The sequence below is a fragment of the Pseudomonadota bacterium genome (assembly GCA_034189865.1).
In the GTDB taxonomy this organism is placed as follows: domain Bacteria; phylum Pseudomonadota; class Gammaproteobacteria; order UBA5335; family UBA5335; genus JAXHTV01.
In genome coordinates this window covers 20,713-46,716 of the sequence record JAXHTV010000009.1, presented here as the reverse complement: position 1 = coordinate 46,716, position 26,004 = coordinate 20,713, and the positions used below count along the sequence as shown (strand labels likewise).

Annotated in this window: 21 protein-coding genes; 13 read left to right on the top strand and 8 right to left on the bottom strand. The window is 58.7% G+C overall.

Annotated elements, in window-relative coordinates; translation table 11 throughout:
- Positions 1–6 precede the first annotated feature (6 nt).
- The 7 genes from SVU69_06180 to hemE all read left to right on the top strand — a co-directional run bounded on the left by SVU69_06180 (position 7) and on the right by hemE (position 12,081).
- A complete protein-coding gene (locus SVU69_06180; protein ID MDY6942589.1) occupies positions 7–2,199 on the top strand; it encodes a type IV pilus secretin PilQ in 2,193 nt (730 codons plus the stop codon).
- A gap of 155 nt (positions 2,200–2,354) precedes the next feature.
- Entirely contained in the window at positions 2,355–2,933 is a 579-nt protein-coding gene (aroK, locus tag SVU69_06175; protein MDY6942588.1) for a shikimate kinase AroK, read from the top strand.
- A 20-nt stretch (positions 2,934–2,953) separates the two neighbouring features.
- Complete coding sequence (aroB, locus tag SVU69_06170; protein MDY6942587.1) at positions 2,954–4,051, top strand: 3-dehydroquinate synthase; 1,098 nt, start codon at positions 2,954–2,956, stop codon at positions 4,049–4,051.
- A 290-nt stretch (positions 4,052–4,341) separates the two neighbouring features.
- Positions 4,342–8,802, top strand: coding sequence for a glutamate synthase large subunit (gene gltB, locus SVU69_06165; protein ID MDY6942586.1), 4,461 nt, complete (start codon positions 4,342–4,344; stop codon positions 8,800–8,802).
- 43 nt (positions 8,803–8,845) lie between these two features.
- Positions 8,846–10,249, top strand: coding sequence for an FAD-dependent oxidoreductase (locus tag SVU69_06160; protein ID MDY6942585.1), 1,404 nt, complete (start codon positions 8,846–8,848; stop codon positions 10,247–10,249).
- 19 nt (positions 10,250–10,268) lie between these two features.
- Positions 10,269–11,003 carry an orotidine-5'-phosphate decarboxylase gene (pyrF, locus tag SVU69_06155; protein MDY6942584.1) on the top strand — a complete coding sequence of 245 codons (735 nt, stop codon included), beginning with the start codon at positions 10,269–10,271 and terminating at the stop codon, positions 11,001–11,003.
- A 7-nt stretch (positions 11,004–11,010) separates the two neighbouring features.
- Positions 11,011–12,081 carry a uroporphyrinogen decarboxylase gene (hemE, locus tag SVU69_06150; protein ID MDY6942583.1) on the top strand — a complete coding sequence of 357 codons (1,071 nt, stop codon included), beginning with the start codon at positions 11,011–11,013 and terminating at the stop codon, positions 12,079–12,081.
- Positions 12,082–12,103: 22 nt separating this feature from the next.
- Here hemE and SVU69_06145 read toward each other — a convergent pair whose 3' ends face one another.
- Positions 12,104–13,060, bottom strand: a complete 957-nt coding sequence (locus tag SVU69_06145; protein MDY6942582.1) for a MerR family transcriptional regulator — start codon at positions 13,058–13,060, stop codon at positions 12,104–12,106.
- Positions 13,061–13,155: 95 nt separating this feature from the next.
- On the opposite strand from SVU69_06145, the gene SVU69_06140 reads away from it, so the two are divergent.
- Together SVU69_06140 and SVU69_06135 are read left to right on the top strand one after the other, a co-directional pair.
- Positions 13,156–13,599, top strand: a complete 444-nt coding sequence (locus tag SVU69_06140) for a nuclear transport factor 2 family protein (protein MDY6942581.1) — start codon at positions 13,156–13,158, stop codon at positions 13,597–13,599.
- Between the two features lie 4 nt (positions 13,600–13,603).
- The gene (locus tag SVU69_06135; protein ID MDY6942580.1) at positions 13,604–14,296 is read left to right on the top strand and encodes an HAD family hydrolase; all 693 of its coding nucleotides are present in this window, start codon (positions 13,604–13,606) and stop codon (positions 14,294–14,296) included.
- Positions 14,297–14,309: 13 nt separating this feature from the next.
- Here the strand turns inward: SVU69_06135 and SVU69_06130 are convergent, their stop codons facing one another.
- The 5 genes from SVU69_06130 to SVU69_06110 form a co-directional block, all read right to left on the bottom strand.
- Positions 14,310–14,849 carry a DUF3833 domain-containing protein gene (locus tag SVU69_06130; GenBank protein MDY6942579.1) on the bottom strand — a complete coding sequence of 180 codons (540 nt, stop codon included), beginning with the start codon at positions 14,847–14,849 and terminating at the stop codon, positions 14,310–14,312.
- On the bottom strand, positions 14,846–16,222 hold the full coding sequence (locus SVU69_06125; GenBank protein ID MDY6942578.1) for an MFS transporter: 1,377 nt from the start codon (positions 16,220–16,222) through the stop codon (positions 14,846–14,848). The genes SVU69_06130 and SVU69_06125 overlap by 4 nt, the downstream gene beginning before the upstream one ends.
- Positions 16,219–17,379, bottom strand: a complete 1,161-nt coding sequence (locus SVU69_06120) for a cyclopropane-fatty-acyl-phospholipid synthase family protein (GenBank protein MDY6942577.1) — start codon at positions 17,377–17,379, stop codon at positions 16,219–16,221. The genes SVU69_06125 and SVU69_06120 overlap by 4 nt, the downstream gene beginning before the upstream one ends.
- 62 nt (positions 17,380–17,441) lie before the next feature.
- A complete protein-coding gene (locus SVU69_06115; protein ID MDY6942576.1) occupies positions 17,442–18,212 on the bottom strand; it encodes a DUF1365 domain-containing protein in 771 nt (256 codons plus the stop codon).
- Positions 18,213–18,221: 9 nt separating this feature from the next.
- Positions 18,222–19,565, bottom strand: a complete 1,344-nt coding sequence (locus SVU69_06110; protein MDY6942575.1) for an FAD-dependent oxidoreductase — start codon at positions 19,563–19,565, stop codon at positions 18,222–18,224.
- A 269-nt stretch (positions 19,566–19,834) separates the two neighbouring features.
- Between SVU69_06110 and SVU69_06105 the strand changes: the two genes are divergently transcribed.
- The gene (locus SVU69_06105; protein MDY6942574.1) at positions 19,835–20,818 is read left to right on the top strand and encodes a patatin-like phospholipase family protein; all 984 of its coding nucleotides are present in this window, start codon (positions 19,835–19,837) and stop codon (positions 20,816–20,818) included.
- A 39-nt stretch (positions 20,819–20,857) separates the two neighbouring features.
- Here the strand turns inward: SVU69_06105 and SVU69_06100 are convergent, their stop codons facing one another.
- Positions 20,858–21,502 carry a hypothetical protein gene (locus SVU69_06100; protein ID MDY6942573.1) on the bottom strand — a complete coding sequence of 215 codons (645 nt, stop codon included), beginning with the start codon at positions 21,500–21,502 and terminating at the stop codon, positions 20,858–20,860.
- Positions 21,503–21,554: 52 nt separating this feature from the next.
- Positions 21,555–22,406, bottom strand: a complete 852-nt coding sequence (purU, locus tag SVU69_06095; GenBank protein MDY6942572.1) for a formyltetrahydrofolate deformylase — start codon at positions 22,404–22,406, stop codon at positions 21,555–21,557.
- Between the two features lie 155 nt (positions 22,407–22,561).
- Here purU and SVU69_06090 point away from each other — a divergent pair, with 155 nt between their 5' ends.
- The 3 genes from SVU69_06090 to SVU69_06080 all read left to right on the top strand — a co-directional run bounded on the left by SVU69_06090 (position 22,562) and on the right by SVU69_06080 (position 25,912).
- Positions 22,562–23,836: an MFS transporter gene (locus SVU69_06090; GenBank protein ID MDY6942571.1), complete on the top strand. Its 1,275-nt coding sequence runs from the start codon at positions 22,562–22,564 to the stop codon at positions 23,834–23,836.
- 108 nt (positions 23,837–23,944) lie between these two features.
- Positions 23,945–24,769 carry an NUDIX domain-containing protein gene (locus tag SVU69_06085; protein ID MDY6942570.1) on the top strand — a complete coding sequence of 275 codons (825 nt, stop codon included), beginning with the start codon at positions 23,945–23,947 and terminating at the stop codon, positions 24,767–24,769.
- Between the two features lie 132 nt (positions 24,770–24,901).
- Positions 24,902–25,912 carry an HDOD domain-containing protein gene (locus SVU69_06080; protein ID MDY6942569.1) on the top strand — a complete coding sequence of 337 codons (1,011 nt, stop codon included), beginning with the start codon at positions 24,902–24,904 and terminating at the stop codon, positions 25,910–25,912.
- The last annotated feature ends 92 nt before the right edge of the window (positions 25,913–26,004 follow it).

The following is a 26,004-nucleotide window of genomic DNA, read 5'->3' as shown; positions in this document are numbered from 1 at the left end:
AATTCGATGCAGACCATCAAGCACTTACCAACCGTCTCGCGCCGACCGAATCAGTATAAGGGGAAGATGATGCGAGTCCTGAGAAAGTTTTGGGGCAGCCGACGATTTACCGCCCTCGCGTTCCTATTCTGGCTGGTGTCCGGACACGCCTTTGCAGCAAATACGCTGACCAACATCGACTTCGTCGCCACCACCGGCGACCAGGTAGAAATCACCCTGGCTTTGAGTGAACCGGCAATGGAGCCGCTTACTTTCACGATCGATGATCCCGCGAGGATCGTGCTTGATCTGCCCGATACCAGCAATCAGTTCAAAGAAAGGCAACTCCCGATTGGCGTCGGTCTGGCGCAAAAGGTCAATGTCGTTGAGGCAAACAATCGCACCCGCGTGGTGATCGAGCTCGCGGACCTGGTCCCGTATTCGACTGCGGTGATGGGCAATCAAATCCGAATCACCCTCAACAGCCGGCCCGGTACCGACATCGTGAGCAGCCCCCAATTCGGTGAGGCATCACGCGACGCGACCGGTCAGCGTCAAGTAACCAAAGTTGATTTTCGTCGCGGTGAGGCCGGGCAAGGCCGCGTTCTGCTGATGCTGAGTGATCCGAATACGGTCATGGATATGAAGCAGCTCGGAAAAGAAACCATCGTTACACTGCAGGGCACCCGAATTCCGCGTGATCTGCAAAAACGCTGGGATGTGTTGGACTTCGCGACGCCAGTCAAAACGATCGAAGCCACCCAGTCCGGTCAAGACACTCGAATCGTCATCACCCCGACCGGCGAGTTCGAACGACTGGCCTATCAATCGGACGACTTGTTAACCATCGAATTCCGGCGTCCGCTGGAATCGGTGCTGGAAGCGGATAGAGCGCCCGTCTTCAAAGGTGAGCCCATTACGCTGAATTTCCAAAACGTTGAGACCCGCGCAATTCTGCAAATCCTATCCGACGTCGCCGGTAAGAACATGGTGGTCTCGGATAGCGTCGGCGGCACCATGGCACTCCGGTTACAGAACGTTCCGTGGGACCAAGCGCTGGACATCATCCTGAAGAGCCGGGGTTTGAGCACTCGGGAAGTCGGTAACGTGATGTTCGTCGCCCCCGCCGAAGAAATCACGGCCCGGGAAAAACTCGAACTGGAGACGCGCCAGCAGATTCAAGAGCTCGAACCTCTGCGCTCGGAGTTCCTCCAGGTCAACTATGCCAAAGCCACCGATCTGGCCACACTGATCAAATCGAAGGACAGCTCATTGCTGTCCCCGCGCGGCAAGATATCTGTCGATGAGCGCACCAACACGCTGCTCGTTCAAGATACGGCGGCACGGCTCCGTGATATCCGCTCACTGGTGAATCGCCTGGACGTTCCTGTCAGCCAGGTGTTGATCGAGTCCCGCATCGTGGTGGCAAACGATGACTTCACCCGCGCGGTGGGTTCTCGGTTCGGCATTACGGCCTTCAACGATTTCGATAACATGCGCGGCTTGGCCACCACCAGCGGCAGTCTGGACAGTACCGACGTGGCCATCAACCAATCGCTGGAGTCCTTGCTGGATAATGGCACGGTGTATCCCACAGCCGTTCCGGACGCGGCCGAACCACGGCTCAACTTCAACCTACCTGCCGCGATCAGCTCTCCGGCCTCCATCGCTATGGCCGTTCTGGGCACGGATTTCCTGATCGACCTCGAGTTGTCCGCGCTGCAGGCCGAAGGCCGCGGTGAAGTGATCGCCAGCCCGCGAGTCATCACCGCCAACCAGAAGACCGCCTCCATCCGCCAGGGCGTGGAAATTCCTTACCAAGAGGCATCTGCCAGCGGCGCCACCGCCGTCAAGTTCAAAGAAGCGGTGCTCTCTCTGGAAGTCACACCGCAAATCACGCCTGACAACCGGGTCATCATGGATCTGATCGTCAATCGCGACAGCGTGGGCGAAAACGTCCCCACCGGAACCGGTGGCTTCATCCCCAGTATCGACACTCGGGAAATCAACACCCAGGTCCTGGTGGACAACGGCGAGACGGTGGTATTGGGCGGCATCTATGAGCAATCCACCGCGGAGTCCAACAACAAAGTCCCCTTGTTGGGTGACATCCCGATTCTGGGTTCTCTTTTCCGCGAGAAACGGACAGTGGACAACAAAACCGAACTGCTGATTTTCGTTACACCGAAAATCCTGAAAGAGGGGCTCGTCCTCGAATAGATTTCGCCCGCACGCGAAACCCTAGCCCGGCGGCACCCCAAGGCCGACCGGGCTTCTTTTTGCCTGTTTTTGGCCCGAATCGAGCCGCCTCGAGCCGGTGCATGACCGAAAAGGTCGAGACCAAACGGTTCGCCTGGAATACAATATCGCCCATCATGGCGAACGACTATCCGAAGCGAATCTTTCTCATCGGTCCAATGGGCGCGGGCAAAACCACCGTCGGCCGACGCCTGGCCCAGCTCCTTGACTACACATTCATGGACTCGGACCAGGAGATCGAGTCACGTACCGGTGTGGACATTGCGTTCATCTTCGAAAAGGAAGGCGAACAGGGATTCCGGGAGCGGGAGCAAAAGATCTTATCGGAGCTGACCGAACTCGACGGTATCGTCCTGTCGACCGGCGGTGGTGCCGTCCTGGATCCGACCAACCAGCGTCACCTAACCGAGCGGGGCTTCGTCGTTTACCTGGAAACATCTATAGAGGAACAATTGCGCCGGACCCGCCGCAGCACCAACCGGCCGTTGCTTGACGCCACCGACCGCGCGACCCGGCTGCGCGAACTCATGGCTCAACGAGAGCAACTTTATCGGGCGCTGGCGGACCTTACGATTTCGACGGACCATCGTTATCCCAAAGCTGTCGCAACCGAAATCCACAAATTATTTGAGGCGCGGGCACACAGCGCGGGCGAGGATTCGCACTCATCCGGCGACGACCCCGTCACGAGTTAACGAGAGACCTCACCATCCCGATGCGCACACTCACCGTCGAACTTGGCACGCGCAGCTACCCGATCATGATCGGGCAGTCTTTGTTGGGCCGGCCCGAAGCATGGACGCCATATCTCAAAGGTCGTCAAGTCTTGGTGGTCAGCAATGAAACGGTGGCGCCGCTGTATCTCGAGACCGTCCGAGACAGTCTGGCCGAGTTTCAACACGACAGCCTGATCCTTCCCGATGGCGAGCAGTTCAAAACCCTCGATACAGTCGAGCGGATCTTCGATCAACTGCTGCAACAACGATATGGTCGGGACTGTACGCTCATTGCCTTGGGCGGTGGCGTCATCGGCGATATGACAGGCTTTGCAAGCGCCTGTTACCAGCGCGGCGTAGCATTTCTGCAGCTCCCCACCACCCTATTGGCCCAGGTGGATTCATCCGTGGGCGGAAAAACCGGCGTGAATCACCCATTGGGCAAAAACATGATCGGCGCCTTCCACCAACCTTGCGCGGTGGTAGCCGACACCGCCACCTTAAATACGCTGCCGGACCGAGAACTGCGCGCGGGACTGGCCGAAGTCATCAAATACGGCTTGATCGCCGATGCGGGTTTTTTGGTATGGCTGGAATCGCACATAGACAGCCTGCTGGCGCGGGAGCCAACGTTGTTGGCCGAGGCGATCGAGATCTCCTGTCGAACCAAAGCCCGCATCGTGGCAGCCGACGAAAGAGAACAGGGCCAGCGCGCGCTGCTCAATCTGGGCCATACATTCGGCCATGCCATTGAGACCGGCATGGGCTACGGAAAGTGGTTACACGGCGAAGCCGTAGCCGCGGGCATGCTCATGGCCGCTGAGTTTTCTCATCAGATCGGCATGCTCTCAGCGGACGCAGTGGCTCGCGTTCACCGGCTACTGACCCGTGCGGGATTGCCCACAACCGCGCCGGCCGAACTTGACGCCGAGCAGTTTCTCGAACTGATGTCAGTGGACAAAAAAGTCCAAGCCGGCCGCCTGCGCTTGGTGTTGATGCGCGATATCGGACAAGCCAGCGTCGAAACGGAGTTTGACGACGACCAGCTACACCGAACCTTAAGCGAGTTCCCCCGCAGTGACCGAGCTCCCGTCTGAGCTCACATGACCGCGGGACCGGCTCGAACACATCTTCTTGCTCGCCTCGATCACGACAAATTGAACCGCGGTGCCACCACCCGTTATACTGTCCGGCCGCCCCAACCCAATTGAAACTGGTTTCGACCCGGCGCACCCCGTTAAGAGTCGGTCATTATGACTGACGCGGGCACGAGCAAGGGGGGGTCACCTTGCGTGGCGTTGTTTGACGTCGAAACCTTGACGACACCGTCGGCTGCTGGAACATCGCTTCCGCCGCGCGTCGCGTCAGAGAATCAGCAAGGCAGCGCATGAACCAGAACCACAACGGTCTTTATCGCCGCGAATTCGAAAAGGACAATTGCGGATTTGGCTTGATCGCCCATATGGACGATCAGCCCAGTCATTGGCTGGTCCGGACGGCCATCACGGCTCTCGCCCGACTGACTCACCGCGGCGCCGTCGCCGCCGACGGCAAAACCGGTGACGGCTGCGGGCTGTTGTTTAAGAAACCCGATGGATTCTTGCGGGCCGTGGCCGATGAAAACGGCTTTTCACTCGGGCCGGTATATGCCGCGGGCCTGGTGTTCTTAAACCCCGAAGAACCGCAGGCGGAAACCTCTCGATCCATACTCAGCAAAGCCCTCGAAGAAACCGGCGTAACGGTTGCCGGTTGGCGGGATGTGCCGACCGACCCCGAGGCTTGCGGCAGCGAGGCCCTCAAATCCCTTCCGCGCATTGAGCAAATCTTCGTCAGCGCCCCGGAAGGTATGACCGATGACGAATTTCAACGCGCCCTGTTCATCGCCCGTCGCAAGGCGGAGAAAGTGCTCATCGACCGTGACGACTATTTTTATGTCGTCAGCCTGGCCGTGGATGTGGTGGCTTATAAAGGCTTGGTGATGCCGTCTAATCTGCCCTTGTTCTATAAAGACCTGGGGGACGAGCGGCTGGAGTCTTCGCTGGCGGTGTTTCATCAGCGCTTTTCCACCAATACCTGGCCGGAATGGCGCTTGGCTCAACCATTCCGCTATCTTGCGCACAATGGGGAAATCAATACCATTCGCGGCAACCGTAACTGGGCCATTGCCCGCGCCAGCCGGTTCCAAACGCCACTGATCCCAGACATCGAGGCCATTCAGCCCATCGTGTCTCTGAACGGCTCCGACTCCTCCAGCCTCGACAACATGCTGGAGGTCTTGCTCGCCGGCGGCATGGACATCTTCCGTGCCATGCGGCTACTGATACCGCCGGCATGGCAAAACGTCGACACCATGGACCCCGACCTTAGGGCGTTCTACGAATACAATTCCATGCACATGGAGCCGTGGGACGGACCCGCCGGTATCGTCTTGACCGACGGTCGCTATGCCGCCTGCGTGATGGATCGCAACGGTCTCCGGCCGGCCCGGTACGTCATCACCCGCGATCGTCATATCACCCTGGCCTCAGAGGTAGGCGTTTATGACTACGCACCCGACGAAGTCGTCAGCAAGGGGCGACTGAAGCCCGGGCAGATGATCGCTGTCGACACCCAAACCGGGGAGCTGATCTCACCGGAAGAGGTCGACCAGCGCTTGAAATCGCGCCATCCCTACAAAGATTGGCTGCGCCATCACGTCCGGCACGTGGAGTCCAAACTCAACTACCGGCAGCTGACGTCCTCGCCCATGGACCGGAAGATGCTTCAGGTCCACCAGAAATCGTTCGGTGTCACCTTCGAAGAACGGGACCAGATCATGCGCGTCCTCGGTGAGGCCGGACAGGAAGCCGTAGGCTCCATGGGCGATGACACCCCGTTCCCCGTCCTGTCCCGGCAGCCGCGCGCTCTTTACGACAATTTCCGCCAGCAGTTCGCCCAGGTGACCAACCCACCGATTGATCCCCTTCGGGAGCAAATCGTCATGTCCCTGGAAACCTGCCTCGGACCGGAAATGAACGTCTTCGAGGAGACAGCCGATCATGCGGCGCGCTTGGTGGTCGACTCACCGGTTCTGACCGAAGGCAAGTTCAAGCGCCTGCTCGATAGCAAACGTTCCGGCTACAAGCACCAAACCATCGACCTCAATTACCCGATGGATGTGGCGCTGAAGGATGCCGTTGAAGACATCTGCGACAAGGTCGAGGCCGCGGCTCAGGCCGGCAAAGTGTTTGTCGTTCTCGACGACCGTAAACTGGCTCGTGATCGCTACCCCGTTCACGCTCTGCTGGCCACCGGCGCGGCTCATCACCGGCTGGTACAAAAAGGCTTACGCTGCGATGCCAATCTGATCGTGGTCACGGGAACAGCACGCGACCCCCATCATTTCGCGGTTTTGCTCGGTTATGGGGCCACGGCGATTTATCCCTATTTGGCGTTCGAAATTCTCTACGACCTGGTCCAAACACGGGAGATCCGGCAGGACCAACTCGGCAATCTGGTTCAAAACTACCGCAAGGGTATCAATAAAGGCCTTTACAAGATTATTTCCAAAATGGGCATCTCGACTATCGCCAGCTACCGGGGTGCCCAGCTGTTTGAGATCGTCGGCCTGCACGACGAGGTGGTGAACCTGTGTTTCAAAGACACCATCAGCCGGGTCCAGGGTGCCCGCTTTCAGGATTTGGAACACGACGTTCGCCAGCTCATCTGGCAAGCTTGGAATCCCCGGCGACCCGTCGACCATGGCGGTTTGCTCAAATATGTTCACGGCGGCGAATACCACGCCTATAACCCGGAAGTGGTCGCGAAACTGCAGGCCGCAGTTCAAAGCGGCGAGTACGAGACCTACAAGGAATTTTCCGCGTTGGTCGATTCTCGTCCTCCGGCTTGCCTGCGCGACTTGCTGCGTGTTCGAGAAGACCAATCCGTCATCCCGCTCTCCGAAGTTGAAGCGATCGAGAATATCCTGCCGCGCTTTGACACCGCCGGCATGTCTCTGGGCGCCCTGTCACCGGAAGCGCATGAAGCACTTGCCATCGCCATGAACCGACTGGGGGGGCGATCGAATTCCGGAGAAGGCGGGGAGGATCCCTCGCGCTACGGCACGGAGCGGATGTCCAAGATCAAGCAAGTGGCCTCCGGCCGGTTCGGGGTCACGCCCCACTACCTGGTCAACGCCGAAGTGCTTCAGATCAAGATCGCACAAGGCGCGAAACCGGGCGAAGGCGGCCAACTGCCAGGACATAAAGTCAATGAAGTGATTGCCCGCCTGCGTTTCTCCAAACCCGGCGTGGCGCTCATCTCGCCGCCGCCGCATCACGACATCTATTCCATTGAAGACTTGGCGCAGCTGATCTTTGACCTCAAGCAGGTCAATCCGTCTGCTCTGGTATCAGTGAAGCTGGTTTCTGAGCCGGGCGTGGGTACCATCGCCGCCGGGGTGGCCAAGGCATATGCCGACCTGATCACGATTTCCGGCTACGACGGTGGAACCGGCGCCAGCCCCTTAACATCGGTGAAGTACGCCGGATCGCCTTGGGAATTGGGCTTAGCCGAAACCCACCAGACCCTCCGCGCCAACGACCTCAGGGACAAAGTCCGCTTACAAACCGACGGCGGTCTCAAGACCGGCCTCGACGTGATTAAAGCCGCCATATTGGGTGCGGAGAGCTTCGGCTTCGGCACTGCGCCCATGATTGCGCTGGGTTGCAAGTACTTGCGCGTCTGTCATCTCAACAACTGTGCTACCGGCGTTGCGACCCAACACAATGTGCTCCGCAAGAAGCATTTCATCGGCCTGCCGGACATGGTGGCCAACTATTTCTTGTTCGTGGCGCGTGACACCCGGGAGTGGATGGCCCGTCTCGGCATCCGTCGCATGGACGAACTTATTGGCCGCACTGACCTGCTGGAGATCCTGCCGGGCGAAACCCAACGCATGCAAAGTTTGGACTTGAGCCCCATTCTCTCCGACCTGGGATTGGGCCAGGAAAAGCCGCAGATCTGCCTGCAACCGCACAACGAACCGTTCGACAAAGGTGAGCTCGCGGAGCAGATGGTCGCCGATATGCTCTCGGCTATCGAAGCCAAGCAAGGCGGCGAGTTTGCCTATCGCACACAGAACAACAACCGCTCCATCGGTGCGCGCATATCCGGTGAGATCGCCAAGCGGTACGGTAACCGAAACATGGAAGAAGCCCCCTTACGGGTCAATCTTTCCGGGACCGTCGGACAAAGCTTTGGTGTTTGGAATGCCGGTGGCCTGCACATGTATTTGGAAGGCGACGCCAATGACTATGTCGGCAAGGGCATGGCCGGCGGCAAGCTGGTGCTACACCCCCCCCCAAATAGCGGTTTTGTGGGCAAAGATACGGTCATTATGGGCAACACCTGCCTGTACGGTGCAACGGGCGGCAAATTATTCGCCGCTGGCCAGGCCGGTGAGCGCTTCGCGGTCCGTAACTCCGGCGCCATCGCGGTGGTCGAGGGCGTCGGCGATCACGGCTGCGAATACATGACCGGCGGCGTCGTGGTCGTGATGGGCGGCACCGGTCTCAATTTCGGTGCTGGCATGACCGGTGGTTTTGCCTATGTATTGGACTTGGAGCGCAATTTCGTCGATCGGCACAATCACGAACTGATCGACATTCACCGGGTCACACCAGAACACATGGAAGCCCAACGGGTCTACTTGAAAGATCTCATAAAAGAGCATGTTCAGGAAACAGGTAGCCCTTGGGGCCAGGAAATTCTGGATAGTTTCTCGGATTACGTTGGCCAATTCTGGTTGGTGAAACCCAAGGCCATGGACTTGGCAGACCTCCTGGACTCGTTGCGCACGGCGGCGTGAACGAGGATCGGCCCACCCTACGGATGCGGAATTTCTAGCGACTATGAGTGACCCATTTCATTTTCTTGACGTACCTCGCCAGGACCCGGCCAAAGAAGCGGTGGAAGTCCGCATCAAAAGCTGGGGCGAGATCTATGGTCAGTTCGACGCGGAAACCGCGGCCTCACAGGCCCATCGGTGCATCGCGTGCGGAAACCCTTACTGCGAGTGGAAATGCCCCGTCCATAACTACATCCCTCAGTGGTTAAAGCTCATCCGTGAGGGCAACCTGCTCCAGGCGGCCGAGCTGTCCCACAAGACCAACTCGCTGCCGGAGATCTGCGGCCGCGTCTGCCCGCAAGACCGGTTGTGCGAAGGCGCCTGCACCATGAACGACGGCTTCGGCGCCGTCACCATCGGCTCAATCGAGAAATACATCACCGATGAGGCCCTGAAACAGGGTTGGCGCCCGGATTTATCCGATGTCAAAGCGACCGGTAAACGCGTGGCCATTGTCGGCGCTGGACCCGCCGGTTTGGGTTGCGCCGATATTCTCGTGCGCAACGGCGTCACCCCGGTGGTCTACGATCAACATCCGGAAATCGGTGGGTTACTCACCTTCGGGATTCCGCCGTTCAAACTGGAAAAATCCGTGGTTCAAACCCGGCGCCGGTTGATGGAAGAAATGGGTGTCGAGTTCAGATTGAACACCGAGATCGGGCGCGACATTCCGTTCGAAAACCTGCTTGAAGAATACGATGCCGTGTTTCTCGGTATGGGCACCTACAACGCCATGACGGGCGGTTTCCCGGGTGAGAAGCTCGAAGGCGTGCACGAGGCCCTACCCTTTCTGGTATCCAACATCCACAGGTTGATGCAGCTGCAGGATGACCCCGCGCATCACATCAGCATGGAAGGTCAACGCGTGATCGTTCTGGGTGGTGGCGATACCGCGATGGATTGCAACCGGACCTCCATCCGCCAAGGCGCAGCGAAAGTCGTCTGCGCCTACCGTCGCGACGAAGAAAACATGCCCGGTTCCCGACGCGAGTATCGCAACGCCTTAGATGAAGGCGTACGTTTCCTGTTCAACCGACAACCGGTAGAAATTGTCGGCGATCGACGGGTTGAAGGGGTGAAATTCATCACCACCCAACTCGGCGATCCGGACGAACGCGGCCGGCGGCGACCGGTTCCCGTGCCCGGCTCCGAAGAAGTCATCCCAGCCGATCGCGTCATCGTCGCGTTTGGTTTTAGGCCCAGCCCGGCAGACTGGTTTAATGCCTTCGACATTAACTGCGATCCATCCGGACGCGTTCAGGTTCACCGGGGACAGCAAAAATTCCAGACCGACAACCCGAAGGTATTCGCCGGAGGCGATATGGTCCGGGGCTCTGATTTAGTGGTCACGGCGGTATTCGAAGGCCGAACCGCCGCCGAGGGAATTTTAGAGTACCTGGGCGTCTGAACGTGCGGCACGGACTGGTATGAATAACGTCCCAAATCCCGAAAAATCGATTCCGCCGCACGAGCGGTTGATTTTCGCCTTGGATGTTCCCGATCCAGAATCCGCGAAGCAGTTGGTCACGCGACTCGGCAACCACGTCCATTTTTACAAAATGGGCATGGAACTGTTCATGGCCGGCGGCTACTTCGAGTTGCTGGATTGGTTGGTCGGGCAGGGCAAGAAGGTTTTTGTCGACCTGAAATTCTTCGACGTCCCGGAGACCGTCGCCCGGGCGGTGCGGCGCTTGAGCGAGCGCGGCGCCACCTTCGCTACCATTCACGGCAACCAAGGGATGATGGAAGCGGCGGCGGCAGCCAAGGGAGAGCTGGGCGTGTTGGCGGTCACAGCGTTAACCAGCCTGGACCGGGGCGATCTGGATGATTTGGGATTCCAATGTGACGTCGAGGCGCTGGTTTTGTCTCGCGCCCGCCGAGCACTGGAAGCCGGCTGTGACGGGGTGGTCTCCTCCGGCATGGAGGTCCCCCCGCTTCGCGCTTCGGTGGATCAGCGACTGATCGTCGTCACGCCCGGGATTCGACCGGTCGACAATCGCCCCGTCGATGACCAAAAGCGGGTGGTCACACCGGAGCAAGCGCTGAGGATGGGAACAGACTATATTGTAGTCGGCCGCCCCATCCGCGATGCCGCTGATCCGGCACGCGCCGCAGCCGAGATCCAAGAGACCATCGCCCGGGTGGTCGGAACACACCGGTGAGCCATCAATGAACGAACCTTCCAGCCACCGCTTCCTTCGGGCGCTGAAACGACAACCGGTGGATCGCACGCCGGTTTGGATGATGCGGCAGGCCGGCCGCTACCTGCCGGAATATCGGCGGGTTCGCGAACAAGCCGGCGACTTCATGACCCTATGTACCACGCCGGAGTTGGCCTGCGAGGTCACCTTGCAACCGCTGGCCCGGTATCCGCTGGATGCCGCGATCCTTTTCTCCGATATCCTGACCATCCCCGATGCAATGGGGCTCGGTCTGCACTTCGTCGAAGGCGAAGGCCCGCGATTCCACCGGCCGCTGCACCATCGCAGCGCAATTGAGGCGCTGCGCGTTCCGGACATGGAAGACGATCTCGGCTACGTCATGAATGCGGTCAGGCTGATCCGGCGGGAACTGGCCGAGAAAACGCCGTTGATTGGATTTTCTGGCAGCCCGTGGACCTTGGCCACCTACATGGTGGAAGGGGGATCGAGCCGAAATTTTGAGCGCATCAAAACCCTGGCTTACCAAGAGCCAAAACTGCTGGATCAGCTGCTGGACGTGCTGACACAAGCCGTCGCCGAGTACCTTCGCGCGCAGATTCTGGCCGGCGCCCAAGCCGTGCAGATATTCGATACCTGGGGCGGCGTCTTGACCACACCGGCCTTCCTTCGGTTCTCGTTAAATCCCATCTCGCAGATCGTTGCTCAACTGAAGCGCGATCCGCAGTGTGCCAAGGTCCCCGTAATCGTCTTCACCAAGGGGGGTGGGCAGTGGCTGGAGCGCTCGGCCGATTGCGGCGCCGACGCGCTTGGACTGGATTGGACCATGGAGCTCGGAGAGGCACGAAACCGCGTGGGGAAACAGGTTGCGCTCCAGGGTAATATGGATCCGGCGGTGCTGTATGCCGCACCCGACGCCATTCGCGAGGAAGTCGCTCGCCTCTTGGCCAGCTACGGCCAGGGCAGCGGACACGTCTTCAATCTGGGCCATGGCATCACGCCCGGCGTGGATCCCGCTCATGCCGGCGCCATGATTCAAGCGGTGATCGAACTCAGCCCCGCGTATCACCCGCCGGCTTAAGCTCAACAAACGACGGTGGATTTCAGTTGACCGCCAACACTTCACCGATTCGGCGAATGCCCTGAGCGACGTCTTCGCCTAGCGCAGCCGCCCCGGCCCGCGAAATCTCGTCCCGATGATTAGTGGACAATGCCCCGCCGATCATCACCGGCACAGGGGACTCTTTGACCAGCACCCTCAGATCCGCCTCCAGGCCAGGCCAATAGGCAGCCTCCGAACCGGCCAATACAACAGCGTCGCAATTGGATCGCTTGGCCGCCAGAGGCAAGTCTTCGAAGGGCATTTGCGCACCCAAAAGCACGACGCGATAGTTACGCGCCATGGCTGCGAGACAGAACAGCATCAAGGCGATTTCATGCTGCTCGTAGGGCACACAGGCACACAAAAGCTTGGGTCCGCGGGATTCCGACGACATATGGTGAAAACGCGCGCCCAGCTTGTTACGCATGTAAACACTGAAAAAGTGTTCTTCGGCGACACTGCCTTCCGCCGATTCCCAGCGGCGACCCAATTCCTTGAGCAAGGGAACAATCAGTTGTTCTGTGACGAACTCGACCGGATACAAAGCCAGCGCGTCATTGTAGATCGCCGTCAATGCTTTTTCGTCAAAGCGAATAGTGGCGTCCACCATCCGGGCGACATAATCCGCCCAGGGACCGGCGCGTTCCGGCAACTCCGCGGGGTGGCTGTCGAGCGCCGCGCGAACCTGGCCAATCGATATGCCCCGCTCCAACAGCCCCAACACTTGGTTGATACGATGAATGTCTTCCCGCGAATACAGGCGGTGACCTTTCGCCGTCCGCTTGGGCCGGATCAAGCCGTAGCGCCGCTCCCATGCCCGAAGAGTGACGGAATTAACCCCAGTGATACTGGATACGGTGCGAATGGGAAAAAGCTCCTGATCGGGACTCAAACCACCCGCGCCACCCTCACCGGAAGGGGGATTGCCTTTCTGATCTGTTGATGTTGACTCAAACATATACGACCACGACATATTTTTTGTAATAATACCATCAACTCAATTCGTTATGAATAACGAACAACCCAATATTTGTTAGACAACACTGTTACATCATGAACGATCCAAAGCCATCAGAGGCGTTGCAACGCTACATCCATTTTTACGAAGAGCTCACACCCGAACGGCTTGCCGCGGAGGCCTCGGAGATTTTCTCGCCCGAAATTCATTTCAAGGATCCGTTTAACGACATCCACGGCACCGGGGTGGTCATTGAACTGTTTGAACGGATGTTCACGCAGTGCGCTACGGCTCACTTTTCGATCCTCGATTGGTCGGAGCGTGACCACAACGCCTTTCTGCTGTGGCGCCTCGACTACCGGCTTCGTCGCTGGCAACCGAGTAAGGACCGTGAAATCATCGGCACTTCCCGAGTACTGTTCGCGGACGATGGCCGGGCCATCGAACACATCGACTATTGGGACGCCGCCCACCACATCTACGAACACATCCCGGTCTTGGGGGCCATCCTGCGCCGCCTCAAGCACCGGCTGGGATAAGCACGTGTTACTTCGCCAAGCCATCCGAGCCATATCATTCGACCTCGACGATACCCTTTGGCATATGCCGCCCGTTCTGCTCCGCGCGGAAAACAAACTGAAGGACTGGCTCTCCCGTCGTTATCCGCGAGTCGTGGAGCACTACCCAGGCGAAGAATTACGGCGACTGCTGTATCGCGTCGCTGCTAACCGAGCCGATCTGGCCCACGACATCAGCGCTCTACGCCGCGAAACCTTATCCTTGGCGGCGCAGCATGCCGGCTATGACGCCAGCGTGGCGGATGAAGCTTTCGCCGTCTTCTATCAGGCCCGAAACGAAGTGGTACTGTTCGACGACGTCATCCCCACCCTTCGGCGCCTGGGCAAACGGTACCCCTTGATCAGCGTCACCAACGGGAATGCGGATCTGTCCGTGATCGGCATTGATCATCTATTCCAAGCCAGCGTAAGCCCGGCGGATGTGGGTTACCGAAAACCGCATCCGGCCATTTTTAAGGCCGCGTGCGAAACGATCCGGGTGGCGCCCGAGGCGGTATTGCACGTGGGTGACGATCCTCTTAGCGACATTGAGGGTGCCCGCCAAGCCGGATTGCGAACCGCCTGGTTTAACCCCGCCGGACGCAACTGGCCCAACAACACGCCCCCGGATGTCACCATCGAAAAACTGGACGAGCTGAGCGATCATCTGTTGGACTGAGCAGACCACGCGCTCACTCGACTTTCTGGAAAGCAATAGTCACTTCACCCAGATGAATACCGAACTTGCTCATGCGCGCCCGGTTGAGTAGCACACCGTCCGGCTGCAGGAACATCCAGTCGTCGAAACGAACGTTGTAGACATCGTCCCCCACCGGCAAGCGCAAGATGTAGCTCCAATACAAGGCGTTGCCATAGCTCTCACCGGTGGCGACGCCATCGACATCATCGGCCCGTCCTTCGTATCGATGCTCGTCGATCCGGCGGACGCGCCAAATCCGTTGGGACACTTCGCCGTCGGCGTAGACAAAATCTTCAGTTAGCACGAGCTCATCGCCGTCCATGGCTCCGGTGATCTCGACCACAAACTGACGCTGAACCTGGCCTTTACGATCCTCGAAAATCCCCCACGCCTTGGTTTTCCCGAGAAAATAATCCTCGAGAACAAAGCGCGGTTCGGCTTGCTCATAAGCTTTGGGGGTCACCGTCCCGCAACCGGCCAGCAACGCCACGGCACCAGCTAGAAAAATGAGCCCGATCAATCGATGTGTCATACCATCACCTCATCTCTACCATCACGAACGGATGCGATTTGTTCTCTCAACTCACGCTGGCGTGCTTCTGTCAGCGGGAAGTTCCACATCAGCGCCACCGCTAACAGCTTGGCGACCACTGGGCCGCCCCCGTAAAGCAGCGCCAGCGCCAATAGCGCCGAGCGCGTATTCTCTTCACCCGCTTCGAATCCGGCCCAGTCCAACAACGGGTAGGCCAATCCCACGGCCAAGGCCAAGGCCAGCTTGGTGGCCATACCCCACAGCGCAAAGTAAGTGCCTGCTCTGGAAGTGCCGGATTGCGCGGTATCTTCGTCTATCACGTCAGCCTGAATGGACGCCGGCAACGCCAAATCCACACCCACCGTGGTTCCGGTCAACAGACAAACCACGAAGAACCACCAGAACTGTCCCGGCGGGATCAGGGGAACCGTCGCAAAGACCAGACAGGTCAGCAACATGGCCACACACCAGATCCGGTGTTTACTATGGCTGCGCAAGAAACGCAGCCAAAAAGGGAGCGCCGCAAAACCCGCGCCGAAATAGGTCAATAGCAAGATCCCGCTGCTGTTCTCCCCGCCGATAAACGCCCCCACGTACAACAAGAACAGACTGGCGGGCAGGCCATTGGCGATGCCATTGATCAGATAGGCGATAAGTAGCCGCCGGAACGGCCGGTTTTGCCCCAATAATCGAAAGCCGTGTGACCACCCCACATGGGCATCGGTCGCAGGCGGTTCGGGCACCCGCCAGATCATCCACAAACCCAGAACGGGCAAAGTGGCCAAGACGAACAGAAACGTGATACCCAGGGCGTCGCCACGGCTGCCGCCGTTCGCTTGAACAAGCCCCGGAAGCACAACCCCGACCACCGTACCCACAATCACAAAGGCCTGCGTGACGCCATAGATGCGCGCGCGCTCGTGATAATCCGGCGAGAGCTCGGCCGCCCAGGCGTTGTGGGGCAAAGAAATCACGGTCCAACCGAAGGCCACGACCAAGCTCCAGACCAACAAGTAGCCGCCGCTGGCCGAGCTTCCCGGCAAAAACAAAAACCAGACGCCTATCAATAACAGCGGCAAGCCCAATAAGGCCCAGGGTTTGCGCCGACCGAAGGGGGTCGTGACCCGATCGCTCACAATACCGACCAACGGATCCGTCACCACGTCCCACAACCGGGCCAGAAGCAGCAGTGAACCCACCAGCGACAAACTGACGCCCAGCTCCTCGACGTAATAGGGCGGGAGGTAGATAAACAGCGGCACGGCCAAGGCCGCCATCGGCAACGACGGCAAACCGAAGGCCACCAAAACCGGCCAACTCACCCTGCCAGGATCTGCGCCGGAAACGGTCCGGTCCGAGGCCAATGTGCTCACGACTTAATCAAAGCGGTTTGCATCACATCGATGCGCCCGAGCCGAAAGCCCGCTTGACAGTAAGCCAGATAGGCGTGCCACATACGCTGAAACCGCATGTCATAGCCCATCTCGATCAAGCGATCGCTGACTTGGGTGACGTTCCGATCCCAATACGCCAGCGTTTCGGCGTAATCCTGACCGAAGAAATCGCGGTTGACGGTTCGAAGGCCTGCCCCCTCAACGTGGGACTCGAACACTTTCGGCGAAGGCAGCATGCCGCCTGGAAAGATATAGCGCTGAATGAAATCTACGCCGCGGCGATAGTCCTCAAAACAATCATCATCGATAGTGATCACCTGTAATGCCGCGCGGCCGCCGGGCACCAACCGATCATGCAAGGTTTTAAAATAGACCGGCCAGAATTCTTCACCCACCGCTTCGAACATTTCGATCGAGACGACGCGATCATAGGTTTGATCGACGTCACGATAGTCACGGTATTCGAACCGCACCCGATCGGCCAGACCCGCCACCTGGGCGCGCCGGCGCGCCTCATCGAGCTGTTCTTTGGACAAGGTAATACTGGTGACGCGACAGCCCGTTTGTTGGGCCGCATACAAGGCAAATCCGCCCCATCCGGAACCGATCTCGAGCAAATGGTGATCGCTCCTCAGATCCAACCGCGCCAGCATGCGACGATATTTTTCGATTTGCGCCTGCTCGAGGGTGGCATCGGACGTCGCGAAGATGCCGCTGGAATAGGTCATGGTCGGATCCAGCCACAAGGCGTAGAAATCGTTGCCCAGGTCGTAATGTCGGGCGATATTGCGTCGACTACCGGCGCGACTGTTGCGATTCAACGCATGCAAAATCCCCCGGAAGACGCGCGCATAACGAAGCCCGTTAAGCACCTCGCCGAACGCTTCCTCATTCATCGCTCCCCAAGTCAGGAAATCAGCCAAGTCATCGGTATCCCAGTCGCCATCCATGTAGGATTCGAGCAATCCTGTATCGCCGCCGCGCAGAAAACGCCAAGCGACGCGGTTACGGTTAATCCGGGCATTGACGGCCGGCCCCGGCTCATGACCTTCAAATTCACGCACCAAACCTCGCGCGGTCTCGAGCCGAATACTGCCCACGCCAATTCGGTCCAGAACGCGGCCGAATAGCCTCATGGACCATGGTGTCCCACGGAAATCAAGAGGTTGACTCAGGGCATTCGCTCGATTCTGAGAATTCATGATGAACTGCTCCTCGTATGCGGCGGCGTCGCCGGTTTAGGATGAAACGAAGCTCCCCGCAACCACAGCTTGAGAGCCTGCCAGTAGATCATTGCCGTCACTTTCAATGTCATGAGCGGCATACCGAGCAATCGAAGCAAAATCGCCCGGTCGGTCAGTGCCTGCGCCCGACCATGGAGAGTGGCATACAGCACGGGAAGGCCGTCGACGAGGTAATCGATTTCCACACCCACACGCTCATCGGGCATTCGGAAGCGGAAGCGGTACTCGCCCTCGACGCTGAAAAATGGCGAAACGTGAAACGCCTTTTGTTTAGACGGAGGATCCGACGGATCCAACGGGCGCCCGTCATCATTCTTCAGCAGATACCAGTGAAACTCGCCGAAGGTGTTGCTGACTTCGCAAACTACTGCCCGCAAACTACCGTCGGCATGGTAGGCATACCAAACACTCAAGGGATTAAAGACATACCCGAGGACCCTCGGAAAACACAGCACACGAATCGAGCCGCCGGCCAAGTCGACCTCGGCGTCGCGCAAAAGTGAGTCCAACCACTGCCGGCAGGGGGTGCCGTCGCGCGGCCCGTGATCGGCATCGTAAAAGCTGACCAGGTTGCGGCGATTGTAAGAGAACCACTTCAAGCGTCGGTCGAGCTGAGCCAGACCATCGAGATCCAGTAAAAAACTGAACACACGGTAGTGAAAACGATAGGCCGGAGGCCCGGGGCGGGCGTGTGTCACAGTCGCTTGGTAGAGCCGTTCGTTCATGCCGTCCCCTCAACCGATGTTCGCGACACCGTCGACGTCGATGCTGTCTACCCCGGCGATCACTGCCGATTGCTTCAGCGGGGTTGCACCCTCCATCCAGGGCGCGGGCACACCAAGCCGGGCGGCCAAGTGCACGCCGGATCGTAAGCCGTCTTCGTGAAAACCATAACCGAAGTAAGCGCCACAGAACCAACTATGGTTCTGGCCTTGAAGCCGATCCAACAGTGGCTGCGCCCGCATGGCCGAGAGAGAAAACACCGGGTGATCGTAGTCATACACCCCGATCACGTGGGAAGCGCGAGGCTTGCGCACCGGATTAAGAGAGACGATGTACTGGGTATCTCCGGATAGGCCTTGCAGACGATTCATCCAGTAGCTCACAGACACATCCCGCTCGCCGCCGTCCGATCGGTTGGAGACATAGTTCCAGGAAGCCCAGACGTTTCGCCGCCGCGGCATCAAACGCTCATCGGTATGCAAATAAACACGATTCGGTTGATAGCGGAAGGCGGTGAGTAGCTTCGTCTCCCACACACTGGGCCGATCGATCAGTTGCAGCGCCTGATCGGCATGACACCCGAACACAACTTGGTCATACCGGACCTTCCGCCCTTCACCATCGATCACCGTCACGCCACCAGCATCCCGAACCACCCGAACTGCGGGGCAGCCGACCTGAATTCGGTTGGCGAAAGTGGCCGTCAAACGGCGCACATACTCGCGGCTGCCGCCCACCACGGTCCGCCAAACCGGTCTGCCAGACAGGTCCAACAATCCATGGTTGTCGAAGAACCGCAGAAAACTGGCGGCTGGGAACCCAAGCATTGTTCGGGGCGGACACGACCAGATGGCGGCGGCCATAGGGATCAAGTAGCGATCCCGCAATGCCTGACTGTAGCCGTTGTCGTCCAGGAAAGCGCCGAGCGTCTGATCCTCCAGCACCGGGTCGCCCAACAGACTTTTGGCTTGACGATTGAACCGCAGAATCTCCCGGATCATGCGCCAATGGGAAGGCCGGAAAAAATTCTTTCGCTGACCGAATAGGGTGTTCAGGTTGTCCCCGGCGTATTCCACCCGGCCATTGTCCAGCGATACGCCGAAGGACATATCACTACCCCGGGTTTCTACACCGAGATGGTCGAACAATGCGGTCAGATGAGGGTAGTTACGCTCGTTGTAAACGATAAAGCCTGTATCGACAGCCATGCTATCGCCGCTACGGGGCACATCGACCGTGTGCGTGTGTCCGCCGATGTATTGATTTTGCTCATAGACGGTGACGTCGTAACGCGTCTGCAGCAACCACGCGGCTGATAGACCGGAAATACCACTTCCGATAACGGCGATTTTCATTTGGGATCTCCCATCGGGCGCCCCGCCCATGCATGTTGTATAAGTTTTGTGACGCTTAAATCCACAGATGTGATGAAATATAGAGCATACTTGTACATAGATGCAACACTTTTGTATAAGTTTTTTTCGGCAAGTCCACAAAAACCTTCAGCGACAACACACGGCAAGCGGCGAGCCCGGGCGCGAAACCACTGGCAGAAAGTGGCCATAAACGCCGATACTGCGAACAACACCAAACAAAAAGCCGAGACAATCAGACACTCAAAACCATGGAACGTCGAGAACAACTACGCATATTGAGCATAGACGGGGGTGGGATTCGTGGCTTTATGACGGCGGTTTGGCTCCACCAGTTGCAAATGATGCTGGCGCACCCCACGTACCGGTACTTCCACGTATTTACCGGCACGTCCACCGGAAGCCTTTTAACCTGCGCGTTGGGACTGGGAATGACCACACTGGACATCCTGCGCCACTACCAACGCCACGGAGAGAAAGTATTTCCGAAAGGATTCGCCAGACTACTGAACCAGTTCCAGCGAATGTTCCGCGAAGGCCTGGCGCCGGCGCGCTATGACAATCAAGGGTTGGAGATCGTACTGACTGAGATCTTCGAGGATCGACGGTTCGGCGAAATCCCGACCCGCACACTGGTCTCGGCGGTGGACAACCGACATGAGCGTCCGATGATTTTCGATAGCGCCGACCCCAATCACCAGGATTTGCTGATTCGCGACATCTGCCTGGCGTCGGCGGCCCTGCCCACCGTATTCCCACCCAAACAGATCGACGTCCCGATTCAGGGGCTGATCGAGCTGATCGATGGCGGAATGTTTGACCGGAACCCCTCCTTGCAGGCCGTCGCCCATCTGGCGGAATTTGGTCAACGGGATCCGGCGGATTACCCCGGCTGCTTACTCGCCTCATTCGGCACCGGACTGGGCAAGGATGCGACACCGGAGCGCTTGGCGGCGGAAGCCCCAGCCAGTGCGCCTGATCTGTCATGGATGATCGACCCGATCAAGGACCGTCTCGGCCTGACCGTGAGCCATCGCCTGGAAACCGCATTACGCCGCAGTAATTATTTTCGGTTTCAAACCATGCTGGAACCTGAATTGGCCGCAGCCGATCAAGCCGGCCACGATCACATCCATGGCCTTTTACGCGCCGCGCAACGCTTTTTGGTGGAGCAAGGGGGTAACGAAAAAATCAAGGAACTGGCCCGCGTGCTGGAACATGCCGTGCCGGAATAATCCCAGCCCGCAAGGCGATACCGTCGTCACAGCGGCCGGCTAAAAAACCATCCCCAGAGCGAGGCCGAATGTCGTGGTATCGCCCGTGTCGCTCCACTGTCTGACGTAAGGCGCAGCGAACACCGTATTTCTGCCGGCAAAGGTCCATTGAAACTCAAACTCGAGTTGCCAATAGTCTCCGTCGTCGTCGGTTCCCGGCTCGATGTCCGACTCCCATAGCAATCCGTATTCGAGGCCGAGTCGCCAGCTACCCATCCCGCCCATGGGATGACCGACACCCAAACCCACCGGCGAATAGATATAGGTTCGTTCTCTTTCGAAGCCGCCGTCTTCGGTGGTCCAGTCACGATACGCAACGCCGGTATACAAAGAAAACCAATGATTCAGCGAACGCCCAAAACGATACTCGGCGGCCCAGTCGGTCTCGTCCCCCGAAGCCGATACCACATCATCGGCGCTACCGGTCAAGTAGAACAACTTGAGATCGCCGTACCATTCGTCAATCGGCTCACGGAAACGCAGGGTCAGCCCATGCAAACCCGAGCTCGCTTCCAAACCACCCACGGGTGAATACTCCAATTGCTGGTACTGATAACCCAGGCCCACCTCAATGTCAGCCCACGCCAGGACAGGAAGCCCCCACAAAGCCAGCCCCAAGACCCAGCCGATCCGTCGCCCCAACATTGTCTCTCCTTTCAATGACCGTCTGCTGATGAACCCGCGCATCGCCGAGTCGTTACGGAAATACCACAGTTTTATTACCGTGAACCAAAACCCGCCCCTGAACATGGTAACGCAGCCCCCGCGCCAACACGGTTTTCTCCACATCCCGACCAAAGGCGATCATACGCTCCACCGTGTCCCCGTGAGCCACGCGGATCACGTCCTGCTCAATAATAGGCCCGGCGTCCAACTCCGGAGTGACATAGTGGCAGGTCGCGCCAATAATCTTCACACCCCGCTCGTAGGCTTGTCGGTAGGGCTGCGCCCCGGCAAAGGAAGGTAAGAAACTGTGATGGATATTGATGATTCGATTGGCGTATCGGTGGCACAAATCCACCGGCAGGATTTGCATGTAACGGGCCAGAACCATGACATCGGCACCGTATTCTAAAAAGATCCGCTCGACCTGTGCGAACGACTGCTCTCGCGTGGCCGGTACGATCGGGACGTGATGAAACGGCAGACCGTAGGCGGCCACTTGATCGTGCAAAGACTCGTGATTCGAAAGCACAGCAACCACGTCAAAGCGGAAATCCCGACTACGCCAGCGGTAGAGCAAATCATTGAGGCAATGATCTTCCCGGCTGACGAGAATCAGCACCTTGCACGGGACGTCGGCCGAACGCACGGTGCATTGCATTCCGAATTTCTCGGCCAAAGGGGCAAACGCCGCGCAAAAGCCGTCCAGATCGAAAGGTAACCCGTCCGCCAGAAACTCATAGCGCATAAAAAACCAGCCAGTCACCTGATCAGAGTGTTGACTGGCCTCCACGATAGATCCACCGTGCTCGGCAAGAAAGCCGCTGACCGCAGCGATAATTCCGATCTGGTCCGGGCAACTTGCGGTTAAAGTAAACGTCGCCATTATTTATCCATTGCGCGTGGCCGCTGACTCAAAACGTCGGCTTTGAGCGCAAAGGATAACAGCCCTGGTCGTCGAAAGGGCAGCGCCGCCCGACGCCCAATCGCGCGCGCGCGTCGAGCGCGCGGGGAGGACCAACACAACGTGGGAGCAACTGAATGACGTCCTCGCGCCGCGCGCTGATTTCCTGGGCCTTTTACGATTGGGCAAGCAGCGCATTTGCCACCATGATTCAGACCTTTGTCTTCGCGACCTATCTGATGGAAGCGGTGATCGCGGACCCATCGGCTGCCAACGCATTGTGGGGGCAAGCGGTCGGCCTGGCCGGACTCATCGTGGCGCTCACCGCACCCGTCCTGGGCGCCATTGCCGACCGAGCCGGGCGCCGCAAACCATGGCTGATCGCACTGACCGTGTCCGGGGCAGTCGCCACTGTGCTGCTGTGGAGCGTCAAGCCCGACCCGTCTTACTTAATCCAAGGCCTGCTTCTGGTCGGCATTGGCACCGTCAGCGTGGAACTGGCCGTGGTTTTCTACAATGCCATGCTGGCTGATCTGGTCGAACCGAACCGTATCGGCCGCTGGTCCGGCTGGGCATGGGGCCTGGGTTACCTGGGCGGATTGGCCTGCCTGGTGATCGCACTGTTCGGGCTCATACAAGCGGACCCGCCGCCATTTGGTCTGGACCGGGATCAAGCCGAGCACGTTCGTGCCACCTTCGTCCTCGCCGGTGTTTGGTATCTGGTCTTTTCTTTGCCCTTGTTTTTCTTCACCCCAGACCAACCGCGAGCCCGCCTGCCCTTGGGCGCCGCCATCGGACAGGGATTGAAACAGTTGGGTGACTCGCTGCGTCACTTGGGCCGCTATGGCGTGATCATCCGCTTCCTGATTGCCCGAATGTTCTTTATCGACGGCCTAACGACCGTTTTCGCGTTCGGTGGCATCTACGCGGCCGGCAGTTTCGGACTGAACACCTCCGAGGTCATGATGTTTGCCATCGTCCTAAACCTGACCGCCGGAATCGGTGCCGGATTGTTCGCCTGGCTGGATGACCTGATGGGCAGCCGAAACACCATTGTTCTCTCGCTGATCGGACTGCTGACCACCGGCGTGGCCATCCTCACGGTGGAGTCCACGACCGCGTTTTGGGTGTCCGGTACGCTACTGGGATTATTTGTCGGCCCGGCCCAGGCGGCGAGCCGATCTTACCTTTCCCATGTCGCGCCGACGGAATTGCGCACTGAAATGTTTGGCTTAATGGCATTTTCCGGCAAAACAACAGCGTTTTTAGGCCCCATGTTGGTGGGCTGGCTTACCTGGATTAGCGGCAGTCCGCGGATCGGACTGTCCGTTGTGTTGATATTCTTTCTGGCAGGTCTTGCCCTGATGCTGACGGTCCCCAACGTATCCCCGCAGAACACCACCGTCCGTTGAACAACGCTGGACGTCGGTGTCATTTTCGCGTCATGATCGAAAAATTCCCAAAATAAAGCTAAAGCACTGATTGCGAATAACGATGTAGAAAAGATGGGGGAGAGGGAAATGGAAACGACACAGCCGCCGCGCCCAGCGGCAACACTCCTGCTCGTCCGCGACCATCCTCGCGGAATGCAGGTCTTTATGGTCAAACGCCATCACCAAATCGATTTTGCTGGCGGCGCGCTGGTTTTCCCCGGCGGCAAGGTCGATCAGGCGGATACCTTGCCTTCGGTGTTGACACATTGTCGGCCGCTGCCAGGCATTTCGCCTGATGACATGGCGTTTCGGGTTGCCTCCATTCGAGAGGCTTTCGAGGAATGCGGCGTCCTGCTGGCCCGCGAGCGCATGTCCGGCGAACTGATTCGAGCCGCCGCGCTGGCTGATCTTGAGCGCCGCTATCGCCAAGCGGTGGAAACCAAGGCGGTATATCTTGGCGATGTGGCCAGCCGGGAAAACTTGGAGCTCGCAACGGATCGCTTAACCCCATTCGCCCACTGGATCACGCCCGTAATGGCACCCAAACGTTTCGATACCCATTTCTTTTTGGCTGAAGCGCCTGAGGATCAGGTGGCCCTGCATGATGGCGGCGAGACTGTGGACTCATTGTGGATCCGCCCTCAAGACGCCCTGGAACAGGCCGCGGCCGGCACACTGACCATCATCTGGCCAACGCGCATGAATCTGCAGAAACTGGCGCGCCACCACCACGTCGCCGACACCATTGCTGCGGCACGCGACTCCACCGTGGTCACGGTGTTGCCCGAAATGGCAGCCGGCCCGAACGGCCAAGTCATGCGGATTCCGGAAACTGCCGGGTACGGCATCAGCGAGATTCCCATTCATGAAGTGATGGGTGGTCGTCCGTCTCCAGCGCCTCGCGCCCGCTGATCCCACAATGGCGACGGGCGTTTGACGCATGATTGGAAGCCCTTGCCATGAAAAGCTTGCCGAATAATGCCTAATTGGCGTTTCCACTTTCGCAAACTCTGGCCGCGCCGAAAACGGGGGCGGGCTCGCGCTGTGGCGGCGATCACCCCGGTGCCCGCCGCGGGTGCCAACCGAAGCGCCGCGGCACCGGACGAGCAAACGCTGTCGTTGGAACAAGTCGCTGACCTGTTCGATCAGTGGTTACTGGGTCCCCACGCCACCGAGGGATTAGATGACCGGGAGAAACGCTTGGCCCGAAGACTCGACCGCTTGCTCCGTCGAGCAACCAACACCCATCTATCGCTACCTCACTTACCCAGCGTCGTACCCCAACTGATTCACAAAATGAACGATCCCGGCTCATCCGCGCGCCAAGTCGCCGAGATCGTTCGGCGGGACCCGGCCATCACCGCCGAAGTGCTGAGGGTCGCCAACAGCGCCTACTACCAACCGGCTGCCGGCCCCATCGGCAGTATCGACTACGCCATCGTACACATCGGATACGAAGGCATGCGGACTGCCGTTTGCGGAATCGCCATGAAACCCATGCTGATGGTCAACCTGCCTGGACTCCCGGATTTCGGCCAGCGGGTATGGGCCCACGCACCACAATGCGCCAACGCTTGCCGGGTCTTCGCGCTGCGTGCCGACACCGAATCGTTTGCCGCCTATCTGCTGGGCCTGCTGAGCAACAGCGGACGAATTCTGGTCTTTCAACACAGCCTGCCGTTCTTGATCGAAAACCAAGTTCCGCGCGAGTCGATGAGAAAACTGCTCCGCGTGCTCATGCGCCGCAATGGCGGACTGATGACCCACGCCGCACTCACCCAATGGGGTCTTCCGGACGACTACCGCCAAGCGGCAAAAACCAAGGACCCTTTGCTTGCACCGGTGCCTGACAATCCACTGGCAAATTCCGTTCAGCGAGGCGTGCTGGTCGGCACCCTCCAAGTGCTGCTGGGAGCCCGAATGGTGGAGTACGCAGCGGGCAGCCGCTTGCTTTCCTCGCTCGATGTGCCGGCGGGCTTGATCCAAAGACTTATCCCCCCGCCGGCGCCACCCGATGAACCCGAGCCCCATCGGAATCAATCCCTACGGCGCTGAGAACGCCGACTACCCGGCGAAATGCCACGGTATCGGTATCGCTCGCACTCACCGGACTTAATCTGAAGCGCACACAAACCCGTGTTTGATTT

What these genes read in the sequence shown, in the direction of transcription:
- gltB (MDY6942586.1), top strand. Translation starts at nt 4,342, where the DNA reads ATGAACCAGAACCACAACGGTCTTTATCGCCGCGAATTCGAAAAGGAC.
- SVU69_06100 (MDY6942573.1), bottom strand. Translation starts at nt 21,502, where the DNA reads ATGTTGGGGCGACGGATCGGCTGGGTCTTGGGGCTGGCTTTGTGGGGG.
- SVU69_06105 (MDY6942574.1), top strand. Translation starts at nt 19,835, where the DNA reads ATGGAACGTCGAGAACAACTACGCATATTGAGCATAGACGGGGGTGGG.
- hemE (MDY6942583.1), top strand. Translation starts at nt 11,011, where the DNA reads ATGAACGAACCTTCCAGCCACCGCTTCCTTCGGGCGCTGAAACGACAA.
- SVU69_06130 (MDY6942579.1), bottom strand. Translation starts at nt 14,849, where the DNA reads ATGACACATCGATTGATCGGGCTCATTTTTCTAGCTGGTGCCGTGGCG.
- SVU69_06180 (MDY6942589.1), top strand. Translation starts at nt 7, where the DNA reads ATGCAGACCATCAAGCACTTACCAACCGTCTCGCGCCGACCGAATCAG.
- SVU69_06115 (MDY6942576.1), bottom strand. Translation starts at nt 18,212, where the DNA reads ATGAACGAACGGCTCTACCAAGCGACTGTGACACACGCCCGCCCCGGG.
- SVU69_06145 (MDY6942582.1), bottom strand. Translation starts at nt 13,060, where the DNA reads ATGTTTGAGTCAACATCAACAGATCAGAAAGGCAATCCCCCTTCCGGT.
- SVU69_06085 (MDY6942570.1), top strand. Translation starts at nt 23,945, where the DNA reads ATGGAAACGACACAGCCGCCGCGCCCAGCGGCAACACTCCTGCTCGTC.
- SVU69_06090 (MDY6942571.1), top strand. Translation starts at nt 22,562, where the DNA reads ATGACGTCCTCGCGCCGCGCGCTGATTTCCTGGGCCTTTTACGATTGG.
- SVU69_06120 (MDY6942577.1), bottom strand. Translation starts at nt 17,379, where the DNA reads ATGAGGCTATTCGGCCGCGTTCTGGACCGAATTGGCGTGGGCAGTATT.
- SVU69_06160 (MDY6942585.1), top strand. Translation starts at nt 8,846, where the DNA reads ATGAGTGACCCATTTCATTTTCTTGACGTACCTCGCCAGGACCCGGCC.
- aroK (MDY6942588.1), top strand. Translation starts at nt 2,355, where the DNA reads ATGGCGAACGACTATCCGAAGCGAATCTTTCTCATCGGTCCAATGGGC.
- pyrF (MDY6942584.1), top strand. Translation starts at nt 10,269, where the DNA reads ATGAATAACGTCCCAAATCCCGAAAAATCGATTCCGCCGCACGAGCGG.
- aroB (MDY6942587.1), top strand. Translation starts at nt 2,954, where the DNA reads ATGCGCACACTCACCGTCGAACTTGGCACGCGCAGCTACCCGATCATG.
- SVU69_06140 (MDY6942581.1), top strand. Translation starts at nt 13,156, where the DNA reads ATGAACGATCCAAAGCCATCAGAGGCGTTGCAACGCTACATCCATTTT.
- SVU69_06110 (MDY6942575.1), bottom strand. Translation starts at nt 19,565, where the DNA reads ATGAAAATCGCCGTTATCGGAAGTGGTATTTCCGGTCTATCAGCCGCG.
- purU (MDY6942572.1), bottom strand. Translation starts at nt 22,406, where the DNA reads ATGGCGACGTTTACTTTAACCGCAAGTTGCCCGGACCAGATCGGAATT.